The sequence below is a fragment of the Kangiella aquimarina DSM 16071 genome, from assembly GCF_000374105.1.
In the GTDB taxonomy this organism is placed as follows: Bacteria; Pseudomonadota; Gammaproteobacteria; order Enterobacterales; family Kangiellaceae; genus Kangiella; species Kangiella aquimarina.
This window is the reverse complement of sequence record NZ_KB893650.1, coordinates 1,167,102-1,183,915: the sequence shown is the minus strand read 5'-3', so window position 1 is coordinate 1,183,915 and position 16,814 is coordinate 1,167,102. Positions and strand designations below refer to the sequence as shown.

20 protein-coding genes are annotated in these 16,814 nt (G+C 43.4%); 6 read left to right on the top strand and 14 right to left on the bottom strand.

What is annotated here, in order from left to right; all coding sequences use genetic code 11:
• Positions 1-123: 123 nt before the first annotated feature.
• The 12 genes from B158_RS12915 to B158_RS0105695 all read right to left on the bottom strand — a co-directional run bounded on the left by B158_RS12915 (position 124) and on the right by B158_RS0105695 (position 10,682).
• Positions 124-564, bottom strand: a complete 441-nt coding sequence (locus B158_RS12915) for a BsuPI-related putative proteinase inhibitor (RefSeq protein WP_018624411.1) — start codon at positions 562-564, stop codon at positions 124-126.
• A 73-nt stretch (positions 565-637) separates the two neighbouring features.
• Positions 638-1,312, bottom strand: coding sequence for a 7-cyano-7-deazaguanine synthase QueC (queC, locus tag B158_RS0105745; RefSeq protein WP_018624410.1), 675 nt, complete (start codon positions 1,310-1,312; stop codon positions 638-640).
• Between the two features lie 257 nt (positions 1,313-1,569).
• Entirely contained in the window at positions 1,570-2,211 is a 642-nt protein-coding gene (queE, locus tag B158_RS0105740) for a 7-carboxy-7-deazaguanine synthase QueE (protein ID WP_018624409.1), read from the bottom strand.
• A 104-nt stretch (positions 2,212-2,315) separates the two neighbouring features.
• Positions 2,316-3,050, bottom strand: a complete 735-nt coding sequence (gene ybgF / locus B158_RS0105735; protein ID WP_018624408.1) for a tol-pal system protein YbgF — start codon at positions 3,048-3,050, stop codon at positions 2,316-2,318.
• On the bottom strand, positions 3,050-3,568 hold the full coding sequence (gene pal, locus B158_RS0105730) for a peptidoglycan-associated lipoprotein Pal (protein WP_018624407.1): 519 nt from the start codon (positions 3,566-3,568) through the stop codon (positions 3,050-3,052). Before pal ends, ybgF begins: the two co-directional genes overlap by 1 nt.
• 36 nt (positions 3,569-3,604) lie before the next feature.
• Positions 3,605-4,969, bottom strand: a complete 1,365-nt coding sequence (gene tolB, locus B158_RS0105725; RefSeq protein ID WP_018624406.1) for a Tol-Pal system beta propeller repeat protein TolB — start codon at positions 4,967-4,969, stop codon at positions 3,605-3,607.
• A 47-nt stretch (positions 4,970-5,016) separates the two neighbouring features.
• Entirely contained in the window at positions 5,017-5,913 is an 897-nt protein-coding gene (gene tolA / locus B158_RS0105720; RefSeq protein WP_026309263.1) for a cell envelope integrity protein TolA, read from the bottom strand.
• Positions 5,914-5,933: 20 nt separating this feature from the next.
• Positions 5,934-6,362 carry a protein TolR gene (tolR, locus tag B158_RS0105715; RefSeq protein WP_018624404.1) on the bottom strand — a complete coding sequence of 143 codons (429 nt, stop codon included), beginning with the start codon at positions 6,360-6,362 and terminating at the stop codon, positions 5,934-5,936.
• 8 nt (positions 6,363-6,370) lie between these two features.
• Positions 6,371-7,084, bottom strand: coding sequence for a protein TolQ (tolQ, locus tag B158_RS0105710; protein WP_018624403.1), 714 nt, complete (start codon positions 7,082-7,084; stop codon positions 6,371-6,373).
• Positions 7,071-7,490: a tol-pal system-associated acyl-CoA thioesterase gene (ybgC, locus tag B158_RS0105705; RefSeq protein ID WP_018624402.1), complete on the bottom strand. Its 420-nt coding sequence runs from the start codon at positions 7,488-7,490 to the stop codon at positions 7,071-7,073. The genes tolQ and ybgC overlap by 14 nt, the downstream gene beginning before the upstream one ends.
• Positions 7,491-7,596: 106 nt before the next feature.
• Positions 7,597-8,616 (bottom strand): Holliday junction branch migration DNA helicase RuvB, encoded by a 1,020-nt coding sequence (gene ruvB, locus B158_RS0105700; RefSeq protein WP_018624401.1) that lies wholly within the window; start codon positions 8,614-8,616, stop codon positions 7,597-7,599.
• Between the two features lie 110 nt (positions 8,617-8,726).
• Positions 8,727-10,682 (bottom strand): ATP-binding cassette domain-containing protein, encoded by a 1,956-nt coding sequence (locus B158_RS0105695; RefSeq protein WP_018624400.1) that lies wholly within the window; start codon positions 10,680-10,682, stop codon positions 8,727-8,729.
• Positions 10,683-11,029: 347 nt separating this feature from the next.
• Between B158_RS0105695 and B158_RS0105690 the strand changes: the two genes are divergently transcribed.
• The 3 genes from B158_RS0105690 (at position 11,030) to B158_RS0105680 (ending at position 12,528) form a co-directional block, all read left to right on the top strand.
• Positions 11,030-11,500 carry a hypothetical protein gene (locus B158_RS0105690; RefSeq protein WP_211215574.1) on the top strand — a complete coding sequence of 157 codons (471 nt, stop codon included), beginning with the start codon at positions 11,030-11,032 and terminating at the stop codon, positions 11,498-11,500.
• Between the two features lie 71 nt (positions 11,501-11,571).
• Positions 11,572-12,243 (top strand): hypothetical protein, encoded by a 672-nt coding sequence (locus B158_RS0105685; protein WP_018624398.1) that lies wholly within the window; start codon positions 11,572-11,574, stop codon positions 12,241-12,243.
• A 15-nt stretch (positions 12,244-12,258) separates the two neighbouring features.
• Positions 12,259-12,528: a hypothetical protein gene (locus B158_RS0105680; RefSeq protein ID WP_018624397.1), complete on the top strand. Its 270-nt coding sequence runs from the start codon at positions 12,259-12,261 to the stop codon at positions 12,526-12,528.
• Between the two features lie 125 nt (positions 12,529-12,653).
• On the opposite strand, the gene B158_RS0105675 is transcribed toward B158_RS0105680, so the two are convergent.
• Positions 12,654-14,015 (bottom strand): amidohydrolase family protein, encoded by a 1,362-nt coding sequence (locus B158_RS0105675; protein WP_169334649.1) that lies wholly within the window; start codon positions 14,013-14,015, stop codon positions 12,654-12,656.
• Between the two features lie 214 nt (positions 14,016-14,229).
• On the opposite strand from B158_RS0105675, the gene B158_RS0105670 reads away from it, so the two are divergent.
• Positions 14,230-14,484, top strand: coding sequence for an RNA recognition motif domain-containing protein (locus B158_RS0105670; protein ID WP_018624395.1), 255 nt, complete (start codon positions 14,230-14,232; stop codon positions 14,482-14,484).
• A 126-nt stretch (positions 14,485-14,610) separates the two neighbouring features.
• Complete coding sequence (locus B158_RS0105665; RefSeq protein ID WP_018624394.1) at positions 14,611-15,117, top strand: hypothetical protein; 507 nt, start codon at positions 14,611-14,613, stop codon at positions 15,115-15,117.
• On the opposite strand, the gene B158_RS0105660 is transcribed toward B158_RS0105665, so the two are convergent.
• Positions 15,101-15,610, bottom strand: a complete 510-nt coding sequence (locus tag B158_RS0105660) for a hypothetical protein (protein WP_018624393.1) — start codon at positions 15,608-15,610, stop codon at positions 15,101-15,103. The genes B158_RS0105665 and B158_RS0105660 overlap by 17 nt on opposite strands.
• 165 nt (positions 15,611-15,775) lie before the next feature.
• On the opposite strand from B158_RS0105660, the gene B158_RS0105655 reads away from it, so the two are divergent.
• Positions 15,776-16,807 (top strand): sensor domain-containing diguanylate cyclase, encoded by a 1,032-nt coding sequence (locus tag B158_RS0105655; RefSeq protein WP_018624392.1) that lies wholly within the window; start codon positions 15,776-15,778, stop codon positions 16,805-16,807.
• The last annotated feature ends 7 nt before the right edge of the window (positions 16,808-16,814 follow it).

Here is a 16,814-nt window from a genome sequence, read left to right as displayed (position 1 = left end):
AAAGGTTAAGGGGCTAGCACATTGCCTATTTGGCTTTTGACTAACCCCTTAAAATCGCGCGCATTATACTGAATGTCTATTATTTGGGCAATGCGCAAGGCTTGATTTGTCGAGCTTTTGGGCCTAATTGCGTTGCGTCATGTCATCGAGCTGTAATTGGCCTTCGGCTTCAAATGGAATTAACTGAAACAGTTCGCCTGAAGCTTTAGTGGAAGTTTTAACTTCAATCTTTATTTTATAGGTACCTACTTCCAGTGGATTGCCAGATAAGTCCTTGAGCTCAAGCTTATCTCCGAAGCGCTCCTGTTGCCCTGGGTGTAGCGTAATAGTCTGAAAAGCCTGAGTAAACATACGACCATTTGACCACTGACTGACTAGTTGGTCATTGCTATCATAAAGATAAATATCAAATAGCTGACCACTATTAAATGTTAGCTCGATTGGTTCTGAGGTTTGATTCGTTAAGGTCATATAGGCCTCAACACTGTCGGTTTTATTAAGCATGACTGTTTCGGCAGGAAATGATGCTGAAACTTCTATGCCTTTATATGCAGGATAATTCATGCCTGCCAGCTTAGCACACTGCTGCTGATAGTCTACCGGCAGATGGTAAGAGGCTTAACTCAATAGCTTCAAGTTATATATATCGTGTGGGATCAGGGAAGCCCTGCCCTTCAAAGCCCTGCTTACGCAAGCGGCAAGAGTCACAAACACCACAGGCGTTTCCATCATCAGTAGCCTTGTAGCAAGAAACGGTCTGACTGTAGTCAACACCCAGCTCTATACCTTTGGCAATGATTTGTGATTTGGTTAGATTAATAAGAGGCGCTTCTATTTTGAGCTTTTGCCCTTCTACACCGGCTTTAGTTGCAAGGTTAGCCATGGTTTCAAAGGCCTTTATAAACTCTGGGCGGCAGTCAGGGTAACCCGAATAATCAACGGCATTGACGCCAATAAAAATTCGCTCAGCGTTTAGGACCTCAGCCCAACCCAACGCAATTGATAAGAAAACGGTATTTCTAGCAGGAACGTAAGTAACCGGAATACCTTCTTCAACACCTGAAGTCGGAACGTCAATAGAGTGATCAGTTAATGCGGAACCACCAATCTGACTCATATCAAGATTAACAACGATATGTTCGATTACATTCATTGACTTGGCCACTTCTTTTGCGGCATTAAGCTCAGCCAAACTACGCTGTCCGTAGTTAAAGCTCATGGCATAACAGTCATAACCCTGCGATTTAGCAATCGCTAAAGCCGTTGTGGAGTCTAAACCACCTGAAAGTAATACTACTGCTCTTTTGTTCATAATTACCTTTGAAACTTAAAAATGTGTACCAAGGCGTAGGGTCTGCCCCTCTAGATCCCTACGTACATCAGAATACCATTGGAAGGAGCGAAAATGCTCACTATGCGCTACTCATACGGTCTAGCACTATCTGAGACTGAGAAAATGCTTTTAGACAAGGCTTTCGACTTAAATAGAATAGGATTTTACATGATGCAGTAAATGAGGATTATATTTAAGTCGTATAACGCAGTATAAAAGCATTTTAGCGCCTTAGATTAGACGCCGGTGCGTTCACCCCAAATGATTTTGTGCAACTGCACCTGCATTCTAACCTTTAACCGATCTTTCAATATCCACTCAGCCAGATCAGCATACTCAACCTGCCCATAGCTTGGCGAAAATAGGACTTCACATTTACTGGTGATATCGTATTGTTCCACCGTCATTTTGCACCATTCGTAGTCTTTACGGCTACAAATAACAAATTTCACCTGATCGGTGGGCTTTAGGTGCTCAATGTTTGAATAGAGGTTGCGTGCCATTTCTTGTGAATTAGGGGTTTTCAGATCCATGACAACCATCACTCTTGAGTCAAGTTCACTGATATCATGCGCCCCACCAGTTTCAGTTGAGACTTTGAAGCCTTCATCACAGAGTAACTTAAAAAACTCAAAAACACGTTTTTGCGCTAACGGTTCGCCACCAGTCACACAGACATGCTCGCATCCGTATTGTTTAATTTCAGCCAGAATTTCCTCAAAAGTCATCCACTGGCCACCACCAAAAGCATAATCGGTATCACAATAGACACAGCGCAAAGGGCAGCCTGTCAGGCGAACAAAGACTGTCGGCACGCCAACGGTCAGGCTCTCACCCTGTAACGAGTGGAAAATCTCGGTTATGCGTAATTTACTCATGGAGTCAGCTCAAAACTCTGGCTAGAGGATAGAAATGGTGAAAATATGCGCGGATTGTAGCAAAAGCTGCCTATAAAGACAGCTATTAGCTATGATTTAGGATTTTAGAGAGTATCCAGTTTGGCTTTAGCTAAACGGCCAGCAGTGGTATTTGGGAATAACTTACTGACTTGCTGGTAAGTTGCCTTAGCTGCTGTTTTATCGCCTTTGAGCTCCTGAACCTGGGCAAGCTTTAACATTGCTTTGTCTTTAATACTGGTTTCAGGAAATTTCTCATAAACAGACTTAAATTGCTTTTCAGCCTCAGCGTATTCTTTGTCGCTGAAATGTAATTGCCCCAATAAGTAATGAGCATTTGAAGCAAGAGGGTCTGTTGAGTAATCTGCAACGAAAGATTTAAACGCACTTTTAGCTTGCGGATACTTCTTTTCGTTAAATAAGGTAAAGGCTTGGTTGTAAGCTTGTTGAGCCCTTTCACTTGAGTTAGTTCCTGAACTATCAGCAGAGGATTCAGAACTCAGTTCATCAGTTTCAGAACTGGAAAGTGCTGCTCCACCTTGCAGGCGACGGTCAAGATCAAGATAGAGTTCCCGTTGTTGCTTAGTCAGCTGCTTGATACGGTAATCCTGCTCTTCAACTTGTCCACGTAACTGGCGGACTTCTTGCTGGAGTTGATTCACTTGAAGGATCAACTCAGCCATAATTTGACTTTGTTGACTGGTTTGCTGTTGTTGGACTGCTGTAATGTCTCTCGCGTCAACAACTGGTGCAGCTGCATTACTCACAGCCGAGGCTGTGAGTAATGTTGCACTTAAAAGATTAAATACAACTTTTTTCATTACTGATATTTAATCTCTACACGACGGTTTTCTTGCCATGCTTCTTCGTTATGAGCTGGGTTAGCTGGAGCTTCTTCACCAAAGCTGATGACTTCAATGCTTGAATCAGAAACACCATAAGTTCTCATTAACTGAGCAACTGATTTTGCACGACGCTCACCCAATGCCAAGTTGTACTCTGGAGTACCGCGCTCATCAGCGTGGCCTTCTAGTACAACGCTTTTACCGCTGCTTTGGATGTATTTAGCGTGAGCTTCTAAAAGTTCAACATACTCACTGCGGATTGAGTCATCATCAAAGTCGAAGTAAACGACATTGTTTTCTAACAAAGCAGCAATACGTTGTCTTTCAGCTTCTTCAGCAGCGCGTTGACGTGCCAGGGCTTCAGCTTCAGCTTGTGCTGCGGCATCTTCCTGTGCAGTTGTATCAACCTGCTCTTCTTCTGGCTGAGTAGTGCTACATGCAGCCAAAGATAGAGCAGCTGTAAGAGCTAGTAGTAATTGAACCGAACGTTTCATTGTTATCCTCCGGGATTGTTGTCACTGTTATTAACTTTATAAAATAAAAGGCGACCATGCTGGTGCTTTAACTTCCCCAACAGTAGCTGGTAGCCGTGCTTTAAAACGCCCATCCATTGAAACCGCGCTAAGAACTTTTTGCCCACCATCAACAGTAGAGAAAATAATCATACTGCCATTGGGAGCAACTGATAACGACTCATCAAGCGTAGTTTTTGTCAAAACTGTAAGCTGACCTGTCGCCAAATCCTGAGCTGCGATATGGTATGCACCGTTGGCCTGATGAACCATTACGATACTTTTACCATCCGGTGCAAACTCCGCACCTGCGTTATGTATACCCTCAAAGGTTACCCTTTCTACCTTATTATCTGCAAGTGTAATGCGATAAATTTGCGGTCTTCCTCCTCGATCTGAGGTAAAGATCAAACTTTTTCCGTCTGGAGCCCATGATGGCTCGGTGTCAATCGCATAATGTCGGGTAAGTCTTTGTAATCTTTTGCCTGTTAAATCCAGCAGGTAAAGTTCTGGATTTCCATCTTTTGATAGAACCACTACCATTTTTGAGCCATCAGGCGACCAGGCTGGAGCACTGTTGAAGCCCTTGTAACTGGCAACAATTTCACGTTGTCCAGAAGCAATATTTTGTACCACAATTTCCGAGCGACCATTCTCAAAAGTAACATAACTAAGCTTAGTTGCGTCTGGTGACCAGGTTGGCGACATAATTGGGCTTCTGGAAGCAAAAATACGTTTTGCGTTAAAACCATCACTATCAGCAACAAATAACTGATGAGGTCTTGGGTCATTGCGATTTACTTCCACATAAGCGATTTGTGTTGCAAAAGCGCCACGCTCTCCCGTTAGTGCTTCATAAATTTCGTCGGCTGCAATATGCGCTCCCCAACGGAAGTTGTCATTATCGACAATCTTTGTTTTAAGAACCATCAAGTGTGATGAGGTTGGAATAATCGGGTAGCTACCGGCTTCAATATCTGATGAAAAAATTGCCTTATCGTTAAAAGGATCAATCAAATCATAAGACACCATGTAATTACCGGACGCGGTCTGAGTCACTGTCCCGTATACAACACCGTCAACACCTAGCTCACGCCACTGCTCAAGCTTTACATCCTCAATAGAGTAAGGGTGTTGTGGAAGCTTTGATATTTCAGTTGGGTTAAATTTACCGCTTCGACGCAAGTCATCGGCGATAATTTTTGCAAAATCAAAAGGCGGCTGAGCCTGAACTTCTGATTCTGACTCAAACTTGAATGGGACAACCGCCACCGGGCGCGCATCGGAGCGTCCCTCGGTGATGTATATCTGAATTTCAGCCTTACTGGCCAAAGCCATAAGGCTGATGCTGATAATTACTATCGACTTTAAAATATGTTTCATGCTTTAGCCTTAATCTTTAATTTTTTAATGTCTTTTACTCTTAAGCTTTATTCTTTAAAGCTTGGGTCAAATACAATGGTCATTTCACGTAATTGGTTCATGACTTCCGGATCATCTGATGATGGCAGTGGCGAAGAACGCGTAATGGCGGCTTTACCGGTTTCACAGTAATCGTAATCACCGCCTAAAGCTTCCGTTTGTAGCACTACGCCACCCGGCCCCATCGAAATCCGAATAGAACAAGCTCCCGGTGCCTTAGGAGGATACCAATTACGCTTAATTTTTGCGGTAATTAATGCGGTCAACTTCTCAACTTCAGACATTATCTGTCCTTGTCGAACCGTATCACGCTGTGCTTCGAAGAATTCGTTATCCATTGCAGCCATTTCTTCTTCCAGTTTCCTAAGCTCTTCCTCTTTACGCTTTTTCTCTGCTTCTGCTTCTGCTTCCTTACGCTTACGTTCTGCCTCTTCTTTCTTACGCTTTTCTTCTTCTAATCGCTGCTTCTCTTCGGCTTCTTTACGTTGCTTTTCTTCTAATTCTTTTTGCTTTTTTTCTTCTTCAAGCTTTTTTTGCTGCTCAAGTGCCAGTTGCTTCTGCTTTTCCTCTTCTAGTTTCTGCTGCTTCTCTTGTTCCAGCTTTTTCTGTTCTTGACGCTGCTTTTCAGCTTCAAGACGCTTTTGCTCCTGCTCTTTTTCTAGCTGTTTTTTACGCTCTTCTTCCTTGCGTTTTTTTTCAGCTTCCTGCTGTTTCTTGATGGCATTGGCGTCAGGTTTAGGGCGCTCTGGCGCAGTTACTAGCTGTGCATTAATTGGAGCATCCACATATTGATGCTTAACATCGACCTCCTCATCCCAGGCAAAATTAAACAACAATAAGCCAATAACGATTACATGAACCGCAATGGAGAGTACTATTGGCACTATGTTTTTCTTGTCTGACACGAATTAATACCTATTCGACATTAGAGTGGATTTGTCATTAAACCAACGTTCTCGACACCAAACTGTTGTCTTAATTGATCCATTAACTCAACAATAGTTCCATAAGGCACATTTCTATCGCCTTTAATCATAATTGGCGCGTTGGGTGTATTTTGCTGTTCTTTAGCGATGACACTCATAAGCTCTTCCAGTGTCATATCACGGAACTGCCTTGAACCAATATCCATGTGAAATGATTCATCAGCTCTGACTCCCACTACAAATGGTGTCACTTCGTCTGGTGAAATAGGTTCTGCGTGAGCAGAAGGTAACTCAACATCAATACCAGCGGTAATCAATGGCGCCGTGATCATAAAGATCACCAGCAATACCAACATCACGTCGATATAAGGTACGACGTTGATTTCTGCATTAGGGCGTCGACGTTCTCTTCGAACCAGTTGAGTCATAATTACTCCTAGCTATGCGCTTTACGGTGCAATACGCCCGAGAATTCTTCAAGGAAGTTCTCGTACTGAGTTTCTATTCGCTGGAGACGGTTGGTAAATCGGTTGTAGGCAATAACCGCCGGAATCGCTGCAAACAGACCCATGGCCGTTGCGATCAAAGCTTCTGCAATACCTGGTGCAACCATTGCCAACGTCGCCTGCTTGACTGAACCGAGGGCGATAAAAGAGTTCATAATGCCCCATACCGTACCAAACAGACCGATATAAGGTGTCACCGAACCCACAGTTGCCAGGAATGCCAAATTACGCTCAAGCTTTTCGACTTCACGGCTATGTGCCACACGCATCGCTCTGTGAGTACCGTCCATGACGGCTTCTGGGCTGACACCACTTTGCTGGCGTAAACGCATGAACTCACGGTAACCAGCTTGAAACAAGGATTCCAAACCAGTGACGGGTTTTTGACGTTGAGATAAATCAGTGGATAGCTTGCTTAAATCAATACCCGACCAGAACCTGTCTTCGAATTTTTTCCCTTCTCTGGCAGCTTTGTTGAGCACACTTGAGCGTTGGAAAATCATGGCCCAGGAAATAACCGATATCAATAATAACAGCACCATAATGGCCTGCACCGGAATACTGGCATGTAAAAATAAATTGGCAATCGACATTGGATCATCGGACGTAGACAAAACTGCAGTCGTTGTTTCAGCACCAGTCACGAGCTATCTCCTCTTTTAAATATTCAGGCATGGCAGCAGGTTTCATGGTTTTCATATCAACGCAAGCCACGCGTATAGTTGCTTTATTTACTAATAATTGTTGTTCGTCGTCAGTGACAATTTCCTGTTCAAAAATCACACTGGTTCTACGAACGCTGGCGATTCGGGTTTTGATCAGAAGTTTGTCATTAAAACGCGCAGGTAGGAGGTATTTGGCATCCACATGAGCGACAGCAAAAGCCAAGCCCTTGTCGATTAAGATATCCTGTTCCCACCCCAAAGAACGAAGCCATTCAGTACGGCCACGTTCATAAAACCTCAAATAATTGGCGTAAAACACTACGCCTGCCACATCGGTGTCTTCGTAGTAGACTCTAACGGGCCAAATAAATTCACGCACACTCATCAGTTTTGCGACTCTGTATTATAACGATTGAATTTGTAAAAAGTGTTAATAGGATCTCGAAAAAGTTGCAGGCTCATTGGCAAGTTTGCCTTATTTATCGGATAAATTAATCAAACAAGTCGGGATCTTGCGGAATAATCTCAAAATGCTGATAGGCGAGCTTGGTGGCAATTCGACCACGTGGAGTTCGTTGAATGAAACCCTGCTGGATCAAAAATGGCTCCAACACTTCATCAATCGTATCGCGCTCTTCGCCAATGGCAGCCGCCAAAGTATCCAGGCCGACCGGACCTCCGGCAAACTTCTCAATAATGGTCAGCAATAATTTGCGATCCATCATGTCGAAGCCTTTGTGATCAACGTCGAGCATATCCAACGCGCGATCGGAAATGTTTTGAGTAATCACGCCATCGGATTTGATTTCTGCATAATCTCGAACCCGTCTTAACAGACGATTGGCAATCCTTGGCGTACCGCGAGAGCGACGGGCAATCTCAAGTGCGCCCTTCTCTTCGATCGGCAAATCCAGAATGCGCGCCGAGCGCATCACAATATGGGTTAAATCTTTTAAGTTATAAAACTCCAACCTTTGTACAATGCCGAAGCGATCACGCAACGGCGAGGTCAGAAGACCGGCTCGCGTTGTCGCGCCAACTAAAGTAAAGGGTGGCAAATCAATCTTTATCGAGCGTGCTGCAGGGCCTTCGCCAATCATAATATCCAGCTGGTAATCTTCCATCGCAGGATAAAGTACTTCTTCAACATGCGGACTTAGGCGGTGAATCTCGTCAATGAAGAGGACATCATTAGGCTCAAGGTTGGTCAACATGGCTGCCAGATCGCCCGCTTTTTCAAGCACAGGGCCAGAGGTGTGTTTAATGCCCACACCCATTTCATTGGCGATAATATTGGAAAGCGTTGTTTTACCTAAACCTGGAGGTCCAAAGATAAGTACATGATCGAGAGCTTCCTGACGCTTTTTGGCAGCGCCAAGAAAAATTTCCATCTGTTCGCGGACTTTTTCCTGTCCAACGTATTCATCTAAGGTCGTTGGACGAATAGCACGATCAAACTGATCTTCGTCAGCAAACTCTGATGGTGTAATGATGCGGTCATGCTCAATCATTGAATATCGTGCAAAGGCACTTGGGATAAATAACGTGAAGCTAGTCTACCAAGTGTCTGTAATTTATGGAACCACGCCATAAGCGATTTCCATAATTGGTCATAATTCAATTAAATCGCCTGTTCCAGCTGATCTTGTAGCTCCAGCCACTCTTCTTCGGTTTGCTCCAATTGGCCGGTAACTTCAGAGTATTCGGCAGTGAGTTGTACCAGTTTCGATTTATTACTCTCTTCATACAGGCTCTGGTCCGCCATGACGTCATCCAGCTTAGCCTTGCGCTGCTGCAATTCGTCTAGTTGCTGTTCCAGTTTTTTCAGCTTGTTCTTCAGAGGTTGTAACTGCTTGCGCTTTTCAGCTTCAATGCGGCGCTGCTCTTTTCGCGACAACTCGTTGTCTGTACTACCAGAATCAGTGACTTTTTGCTGTGAGGATTGAGTTTGTCCGGCCTTCTTTTGCTGCAGCGTATCTTCCAATGACCAACGCGCATAATCATCCAGATCACCCTTAAACGGTTCGACCTTGCCGTCTGCCACCAAATAGAGATCATCACATACCGTTCTGAGCATGTGGCGATCATGTGAGACCAGCACCATGGCGCCTTCAAAACTCTGAAACGCCATGGTCATGGCAAGACGCATCTCAAGATCCAAGTGGTTGGTCGGCTCATCCAATAGCAACAGATTGGGTTTTGAATAAACCAGCATGGCCAATACCAATCGCGCTTTCTCACCACCGGAAAATGGTGCTACTGGCTCTAATGCCTTATCACCATTAAAGTCAAAGCCACCCAAGAAATTGCGCAGCTCTTGCTCGGTTGCTTTAGGATAGTCACGCTGCAAATGCTGCAACGGCGACATTTGTGGGTGCAACTGCTCCAACTGATGCTGAGCAAAATAGCCAATTTTGAGCGTCTTTGCTAAAACCTTTTCACCCGCCAGCAACGCCAGCTCGCCTGCAAGCACTTTAATTAGCGTCGATTTACCGGCTCCGTTCTTACCCAGCAGACCAATACGGTCTCCTGGCATTAACGAAAAACCCACGCCAGACAGTACTTTCTTTACGCCCTCTTCGAGCTGATAGCCTGCGTCAGCGGATTTAAGTTGCAGTAAAGGACTCGGCAAATGACCCAGCTCGGGAAACTCAAAGTGAAACGGTGAGTCCACATGCGCCGGTGCAATCTTCTCCATCCGCTCCAAAGCCTTGAGTCGGCTTTGTGCCTGTTTGGCTTTTGAAGCCTTAGCCTTAAAGCGATCAACGAAGGACTGCATGTGGGAAATTTCTTTCTGCTGGCGCTCAAATTGCGCCTGCTGCTGTGCCAGTTGCTCGGCGCGCTGAATTTCAAAGTCAGAATAGTTGCCGCTGTATAGAGTGACTTTTCCCTGCTCAATGTGAGCGATTCGGTTGACGGTGCGGTCAAGAAAGTCACGGTCATGGGAAATCAGTAACACCGCTCCCTGATAAGCCTTGAGCCAGTTTTCCAGCCAAATTACCGCTTCCATATCCAGGTGGTTAGTCGGCTCATCCAGTAATAACAAGTTCGAGCGACACATCAAAGCCTGTGCCAAATTAAGACGCATCCGCCAGCCACCGGAAAAGCTCGATACTGGTAACTGTTCCTGCTCAGCATTAAAACCCAGACCATGCATTAAAGAGCCTGCACGAGCCCTTGCCGAATAACCGTCAATCTCATCCAGCTTTTGATGCAGCTTCGCCACCCGTTGGCCATCCGCTTCATTATGATCACCCTGCGCAGCTTTCTCTTCCAAACGAGCCAGCTCCGCTTCAACCGCACACAACTCCTCATCACCCTGCAACACATATTCCAGTGCAGGCGTTTCCACGGACGGTGTTTCCTGACGTACACTAGAAATCGTAATCCCGCCCGCCATCGAGAAATTACCGGCATCTTCCTCAAGCTCACCACGAATCAAAGCAAACAGCGACGACTTTCCCGTACCGTTAGCTCCCGTCACCCCCACCTTGTCGCGAGGATTAATGATGAAACTGGCATCTTCAAATAAGACTTTTTTGCCACGGCGCAGCGCCATGTTCTCGAAAAACAGCATGGAATTAGTGATTGGTCAAAAGTGCAGCCATTATATCGGTTCGCAAAAGCAGTACAATCAGAATCAGTAGAGATAGTGATATTGGCTCAAGGTTAGATTTCCTTTGAGATATAGGGTTTGGTAGTATCTGCTCAGACAAATAATTCAGGCCCGTATCTCTTAGCCAAAACCGACAAAAGAGCTATCGGCATTTTAGTACCTGTCTAAGCAACAAAACAATAAAGCTAAAACAGTTCCATTAATTACTACTTATTGAATTAGAGGTTAATTAAATGCACGCGATATTCCGAGCTACTATTATCTTTTTAGTTTTGTTCAGTCTGATTGGGTGTGCTGGGTTAGGAAGTATGAAAGAAGTAGAATTCCAAACCACAGCAAGTCCAGATAAAGCTACCGTAAACATTGTTAGAAGGGCTGTTTTTTTAGGGGATGGAGCCAAAGTTGAAGTATGGGATGAAGACAAGTTTATTGGAACCCTTAGCGCTGGTAATCTTTTGCAATATCAGACTGAACCAGGTGAACATACCTTCATGGTATACGTACAAGGCTCATGGGGAGCAGCTAAAGGCCAATTAAAGCCTGGCAGAACATACTACCTAAAGTTTAATATGCCCTGGGGAGGAGGTGTGCATTTAGGGGTAGCGGAATCAACAGACCCTAGAATACCCGAATGGAATACAATGACCACTGTAACGATCGATAATACGTCACAAAAAGACATACCAGAGAAATATATTCTTGAAGCAAGAGAAGTTCTAAAGGGTGTAGAAGCCGGGAGTATAAAGGCAACTCCTATAACCGATACCAACGCCCTCTAAATCAATGCCAATAATTTATTAATTACGCAATGCTGTCAGAGTGATTCCATAAACTCAAAAGGATATAAAATATGAAAACTAAAATTTGGAGCATACTAATACTTATCATTGCCACACTTGTTGGTGCTTATTTTTACACCTATTCACAAAACATGGCGGGTGTAAAAGCTGAAGATACTCAAAGCCAAATAAAAGAATCTGAATCACAAAGTAATGTTAAAGCGCCCGAACCTTCAGCCAAGGACTCAGAAAAAACCCCTAAAATGAACTCAACGGTTGATAATTCCAACTCAACGCCTACTCAAAATACCGACCAGGATATTGTTAAATTAATAGACTCGCTCGAAAAAAACGGAGCCCTTGATTCGAATGAAATATTTAAATTAATGTCTGACCCTAAAGCCTTCGACCAGGCTTTATATAAACTGGAAGAGTCATATTATGAGCCTGAATACAGCTATGAAACTAAGGTCAAGTATCAACATTTCTTTAATACCAGTCCGTTTCACCTTCAAGGCAAGGCACAACTCAGTAATTTGCAGTGCTCCCCAAAAATGTGTTTGGCTAAAGTTACCGGACTAACAAATGATGAGCGGTTCAAATACCCCCAAACTATCCAGTCATCTGAGGATTTACCTATCAAAGCACTTGCTGTTGGTTTTAATGGAGACGAGATATTATTGGCCTTTTCCACAGATCCTGAGGTTAATACAATTATAACTCGAAAGGAAACTGACGAATAATCTAAGGACCAATATATGAACAGTAACAAATTACGAACCACTTACTGGGTCATTGCTGCACTTCTTATGGTTAGTGCTGTAACTGCCAATCAATTCAGTGCTGAGTTTACCTGGGACAAGTATGACTTTCTGATTTTCGGAATCATGCTGCTTGGCGCAGGTTTAGCGGTTGAGCTGGCGCTGATGATTACCAAGAAACCATCTTATCGACTGTTTTCAATGGTTGTTATTGCGTTGGCGTTTTTGTTGGTCTGGGCGGAACTGGCGGTAGGTATTTTTCATTAATAATCATTCCTAACTTGCCTGTCTCAGTAAGCGAGTATCATTTTAAGCCACCTTCAAAGCTATATACTAGAAGTAGATTTATGTCGACGAGCATATGAACTCCACTATGACTTCACATAAGCTACTCAATCAATACCAAGTCTGCCTTTAGCAGAATCAAGTAATTTTTTGGGGTCATATGCCCTTCCATCCTTAATGACCAATGATATATTTTTAATATCTTTTATTTCCTTATCAGGACTACCATCCACCAAAACCAAGTCAGCAATATACCCTACTTTGACTAAGCCTCGCTCTTTCTCGATGCCCAGATATTCAGCAGCATCTGAGGTCGCCATTTGTAATACCTCAGCTGGTGTAAATCTCATACCCAATGCAATCATCATATTGTGGTTACTAAAACCAGGGACCTGGGGGTAGACAATAGCATCTGCACCCATTAAAAGAGTCCCTCCAGCATCATAAAATTGTCGGTCAAACTGCATGGCCGCTTTATTGCGAGGGCTTATAATATTTTCTGAGGATTGTTTGTTTATTGTTGGTTCTTTAAAGTCATCAAGATACTGTGGAGAATACATCGCTATAGCCTCTAAATCATTTGGGCTATCTCTACGCCAAGGTGCATTTGTGACCACAGTAACATCATTTTTGATGAGCACATTGACTAATCGCGTCATCTCTTCAGGGGTACGCTTTACCCAGCACGAATCAATACTATGCTCCAGCGTATCAAGTCCATATTCTGCAGCTTGGGCACAGCTGGTAGCTGGCCCTAGGTGTCCGGCCACCCTCAAGTCATGCTTATGGGCTTCTTCAATTACTACTTTAACAACCTCAGGTGGTAAAGAACTATAAACTTTCAACCACTCAACGCCTTTTGCAGCCAAAAATTTAACAAGGAGTTTTGCTTCCTCTGTATTTGATACCAAAAGATCACTGGAAAATTGGCGCTGCCCATTAAAGTAAGGGCCAGTAATAATTAAATTGGGGCCAGGCTGCTTCGCTGCATTGATAGAATCTTTTACGCTGATATCGGCCTGTGGCAAATCAGAACCCGCAGTTCGAGCCGTCGTTATGCCAGATGCTAAAAGCAATGTAGGAATGGTGTTCGGGTGAAGATCAAAAATGTCGCTTTTTGGGCTACTTAAGTAGGCAAGATGCTCGTGCATCATAATTAGCCCGGGTATTACCGTTTTCCCTTTTGCGGATATTACTTTGATGTCATCCGGTAGACTTAATTTATCTATCGAAGCTATCTTCTTTATTCTTCCTTTGTCTATCCATATTGAACGTCCTTCTTTAGCGGGCACACCGCTTCCATCAAATATACGGGCATCTTTTATAATGTATGACTCATCGGAAAAAGCCAGAAAAGAAGCTATTCCTTCTTGTGAGGCGTAGCTTGCACTCGACAGCAGTAGTGCAATCGTCAAAATGGAGGTGCAAAAGACTCGACTAGCTACATGCTTTAGTGGCAACTTTCTCATTGGCATAATCCCTTATATAACTGCTTCGCGACAAAGATAGCTATCTCAGACTATGCCTCGACAGGTATCAAGTCAAGATTATGAAGCGTGCTGGTAAATCTATTGATGACTTTTAATCATCTCATTGATTCTTGTAATTACTAAAATAATAATCCGCTAAAACTGATGACTAATGATATGATGCTGTACATTCATTCTTATTTATCTACTCATTATGAAATTATTAGTTCGAAATCTCGCCCGCACCACTACTGAAGAACAAGTTACAGCCCTATTCGAAGAGTACGGTACCGTTCAGTGGTGCAATTTAATTATGGATAAAGCCACTGGCGGCTCCAAAGGCTTCGGTTTTGTTGAAATGCCTAAGCCTGGTGAAGCTAAAGCAGCAGTTAAGAACCTGAATGGTCGTAATGTTGACGGCAGTAAAATCCGCGTTAAAAAAGCTGAAGATAAAAACGAAGCTGAGTAAGCCTTATTCGAGCTTATCGGAATTAGCGGTAAGCTCGTATATCAACTGATTATTTCCCTATACCGAATCCAATGCTAGACTGAGCCATATCATCACATCTATAAAAGATTATTTTCTGGGGGTTATATGGTTCTGAATAAAAGCTCAATTAAACTCGCTTTCCTTGGTTGCCTGCTATTTTTATGTGGTCTTGCGACAGCTGCTGACTCCAATAAAGATAAGCTCAAGCAGATGTTGGATGGCGATTCCAAGTCTCAAGCTTCCGCCAGTATACCTGATGATTTCCTGACAGGTCATTGGATTGGTATGTACGACTATGATAACCGTACTGCGGATACGCCCCCGGCAAATACCTTTACCATGATAATGGAGAAATCTCCTAAAGGCATCTATGCAACTATTTTGGAGCCCGATTTAAATCCTCAGTTTTATGCCCAAATTGCTAAAGTGATAAACCCTAAAATCAACGGAAAGAAATTTAGCTTTACTAAAATGTACAATACCGGAACCACCATTGAATACTCTCTTGAAGCAGATTTGCCATCGCGGGTGCTCTATGGCACATGGAGCATTAAAAATGGCCCATCCGGAATAGTTCAGATGGGCAAAATTGAAGTTAAGGACTTTCAGTAGTATCTATATTTGATTGCAATGCTTCTTTCAGTGAAGAGGCATTGTCAGTCGTTATGACAAGAGTGCGTTTCTGTCCTTTAATCTTAATTTCAATAGCCTCCTTCCCTCGGCCAACATAACCTAACTGTTTCAGCTTTACTCTATACCCATAACCCAAGAACTCAGCAGCTGGATTACCTTTCTTGTCTTCTACTGACTCAATGTCTTTAAGCTCAACTTTAGCTTTGCCAAACTTACCCAGGCTGACATAAAGCGTATCTTCTTCGACCTTGGTAATGATTGCAATTTTAGAAACATACCAGGCTACGAACGCAGTTAGCGCGCAAATAAGTAATGCCCAATGACCAGCAATTCCTGTTTCAGGGACAGGCTTATCGAGAAACTCCTGTTCGTAGAAAGAATAACCAAACAATGCCGATAAAAACACCAGCAGGATAGTTACTGCCAACATGAGTTTTTTAGGCATAATCAGTTGTTTTTCGTAGTATTTCACTCTGTGTATCCTTTGATGAAGTCAATTAGCGTAAATTCTAAAGTGGCATGAGTTACTATGCAATTGTCAGACCAGTTTTGTATTAAAAGATACTAATTTGACACTTCCATTCGCTTTGTTTCATAGTGTCAGGTGTAGATTGTTTAATCACTCAGAGGATCAGGGATGCAGTTCCAATGTAACGATGCAACTATAGAAAATACGTTGCTTTCTCACAAAAAACTGGAAGAAATAATCCATGCGCAAACTTCAATTGCTCGACTGGGTATTAACTTCGGCGCCATTCTGAATGAAGCTTGTCTGCAGTCACAAAAACTCACCAACGCAGCCGGCGCCGTCATTGAGTTAATTGAGGATAGTGAGATGGTCATCAGGGCGGCGACAGGTATTGCCTCACACTATCTTGGTGTAAGAAGGGAAAGCGCCAACAATATGTCTGCGATTGCCATTCGGACTCAGCAGGCGCTTATTGCCAACGATAGCGAAAATGATGAAAGAGTCGATCAGATCTCCAGAGCAGCAATTGGCCATCGCTCTATGGTGGTATTTCCGTTATTTCATCAAAAGAAAGTTGTTGGTGTTCTTAAAGTGCTATCGAGCAAGCCAAACTTCTTCTCGATGTTGGAGCTAAAGATAATTGCCTACATGTCCGAACTAGTAGCGAGCACCATGTTTAATGCTCAATATTATGCTCAGGATGAATTGTTCCGCCGTGCTACTCGTGACGAACTGACAGGAATTTCTAACCGTGCCCTATTCATGGATCACCTGCACCAGAATATCGCTCACGCTAAGCGTGACGGTAGTAAGGTTGCGCTAATAGCCATTGATATGGATAACCTTAAAGTTCTGAATGATACCTATGGACATCATATCGGTGATAAAGCATTAAAGACCCTGGCCAATAGATTCTCAGAAACCATCAGAAGTTCTGATACTGTTTCCCGCTTCGGCGGTGATGAATTTGCGATTACTTTATCGCCTGTAAACGGAATGGACTCAGCCAAAGCTGTGGTGCAAAACTTAATCCAATCTCTTGACTTACCCATGAAAGAAGATGGTCAAGAGTTTCAACTCGGGGCCAGTTTTGGTATCGCTATTTTTCCAGACGACGTAAATACCGTTGATGAACTACTAGAGTTGGCGGATAAGAGAATGTTTGCCAACAAACTTGAACGAAAAAAAGAAAGACAATAATGCTCAG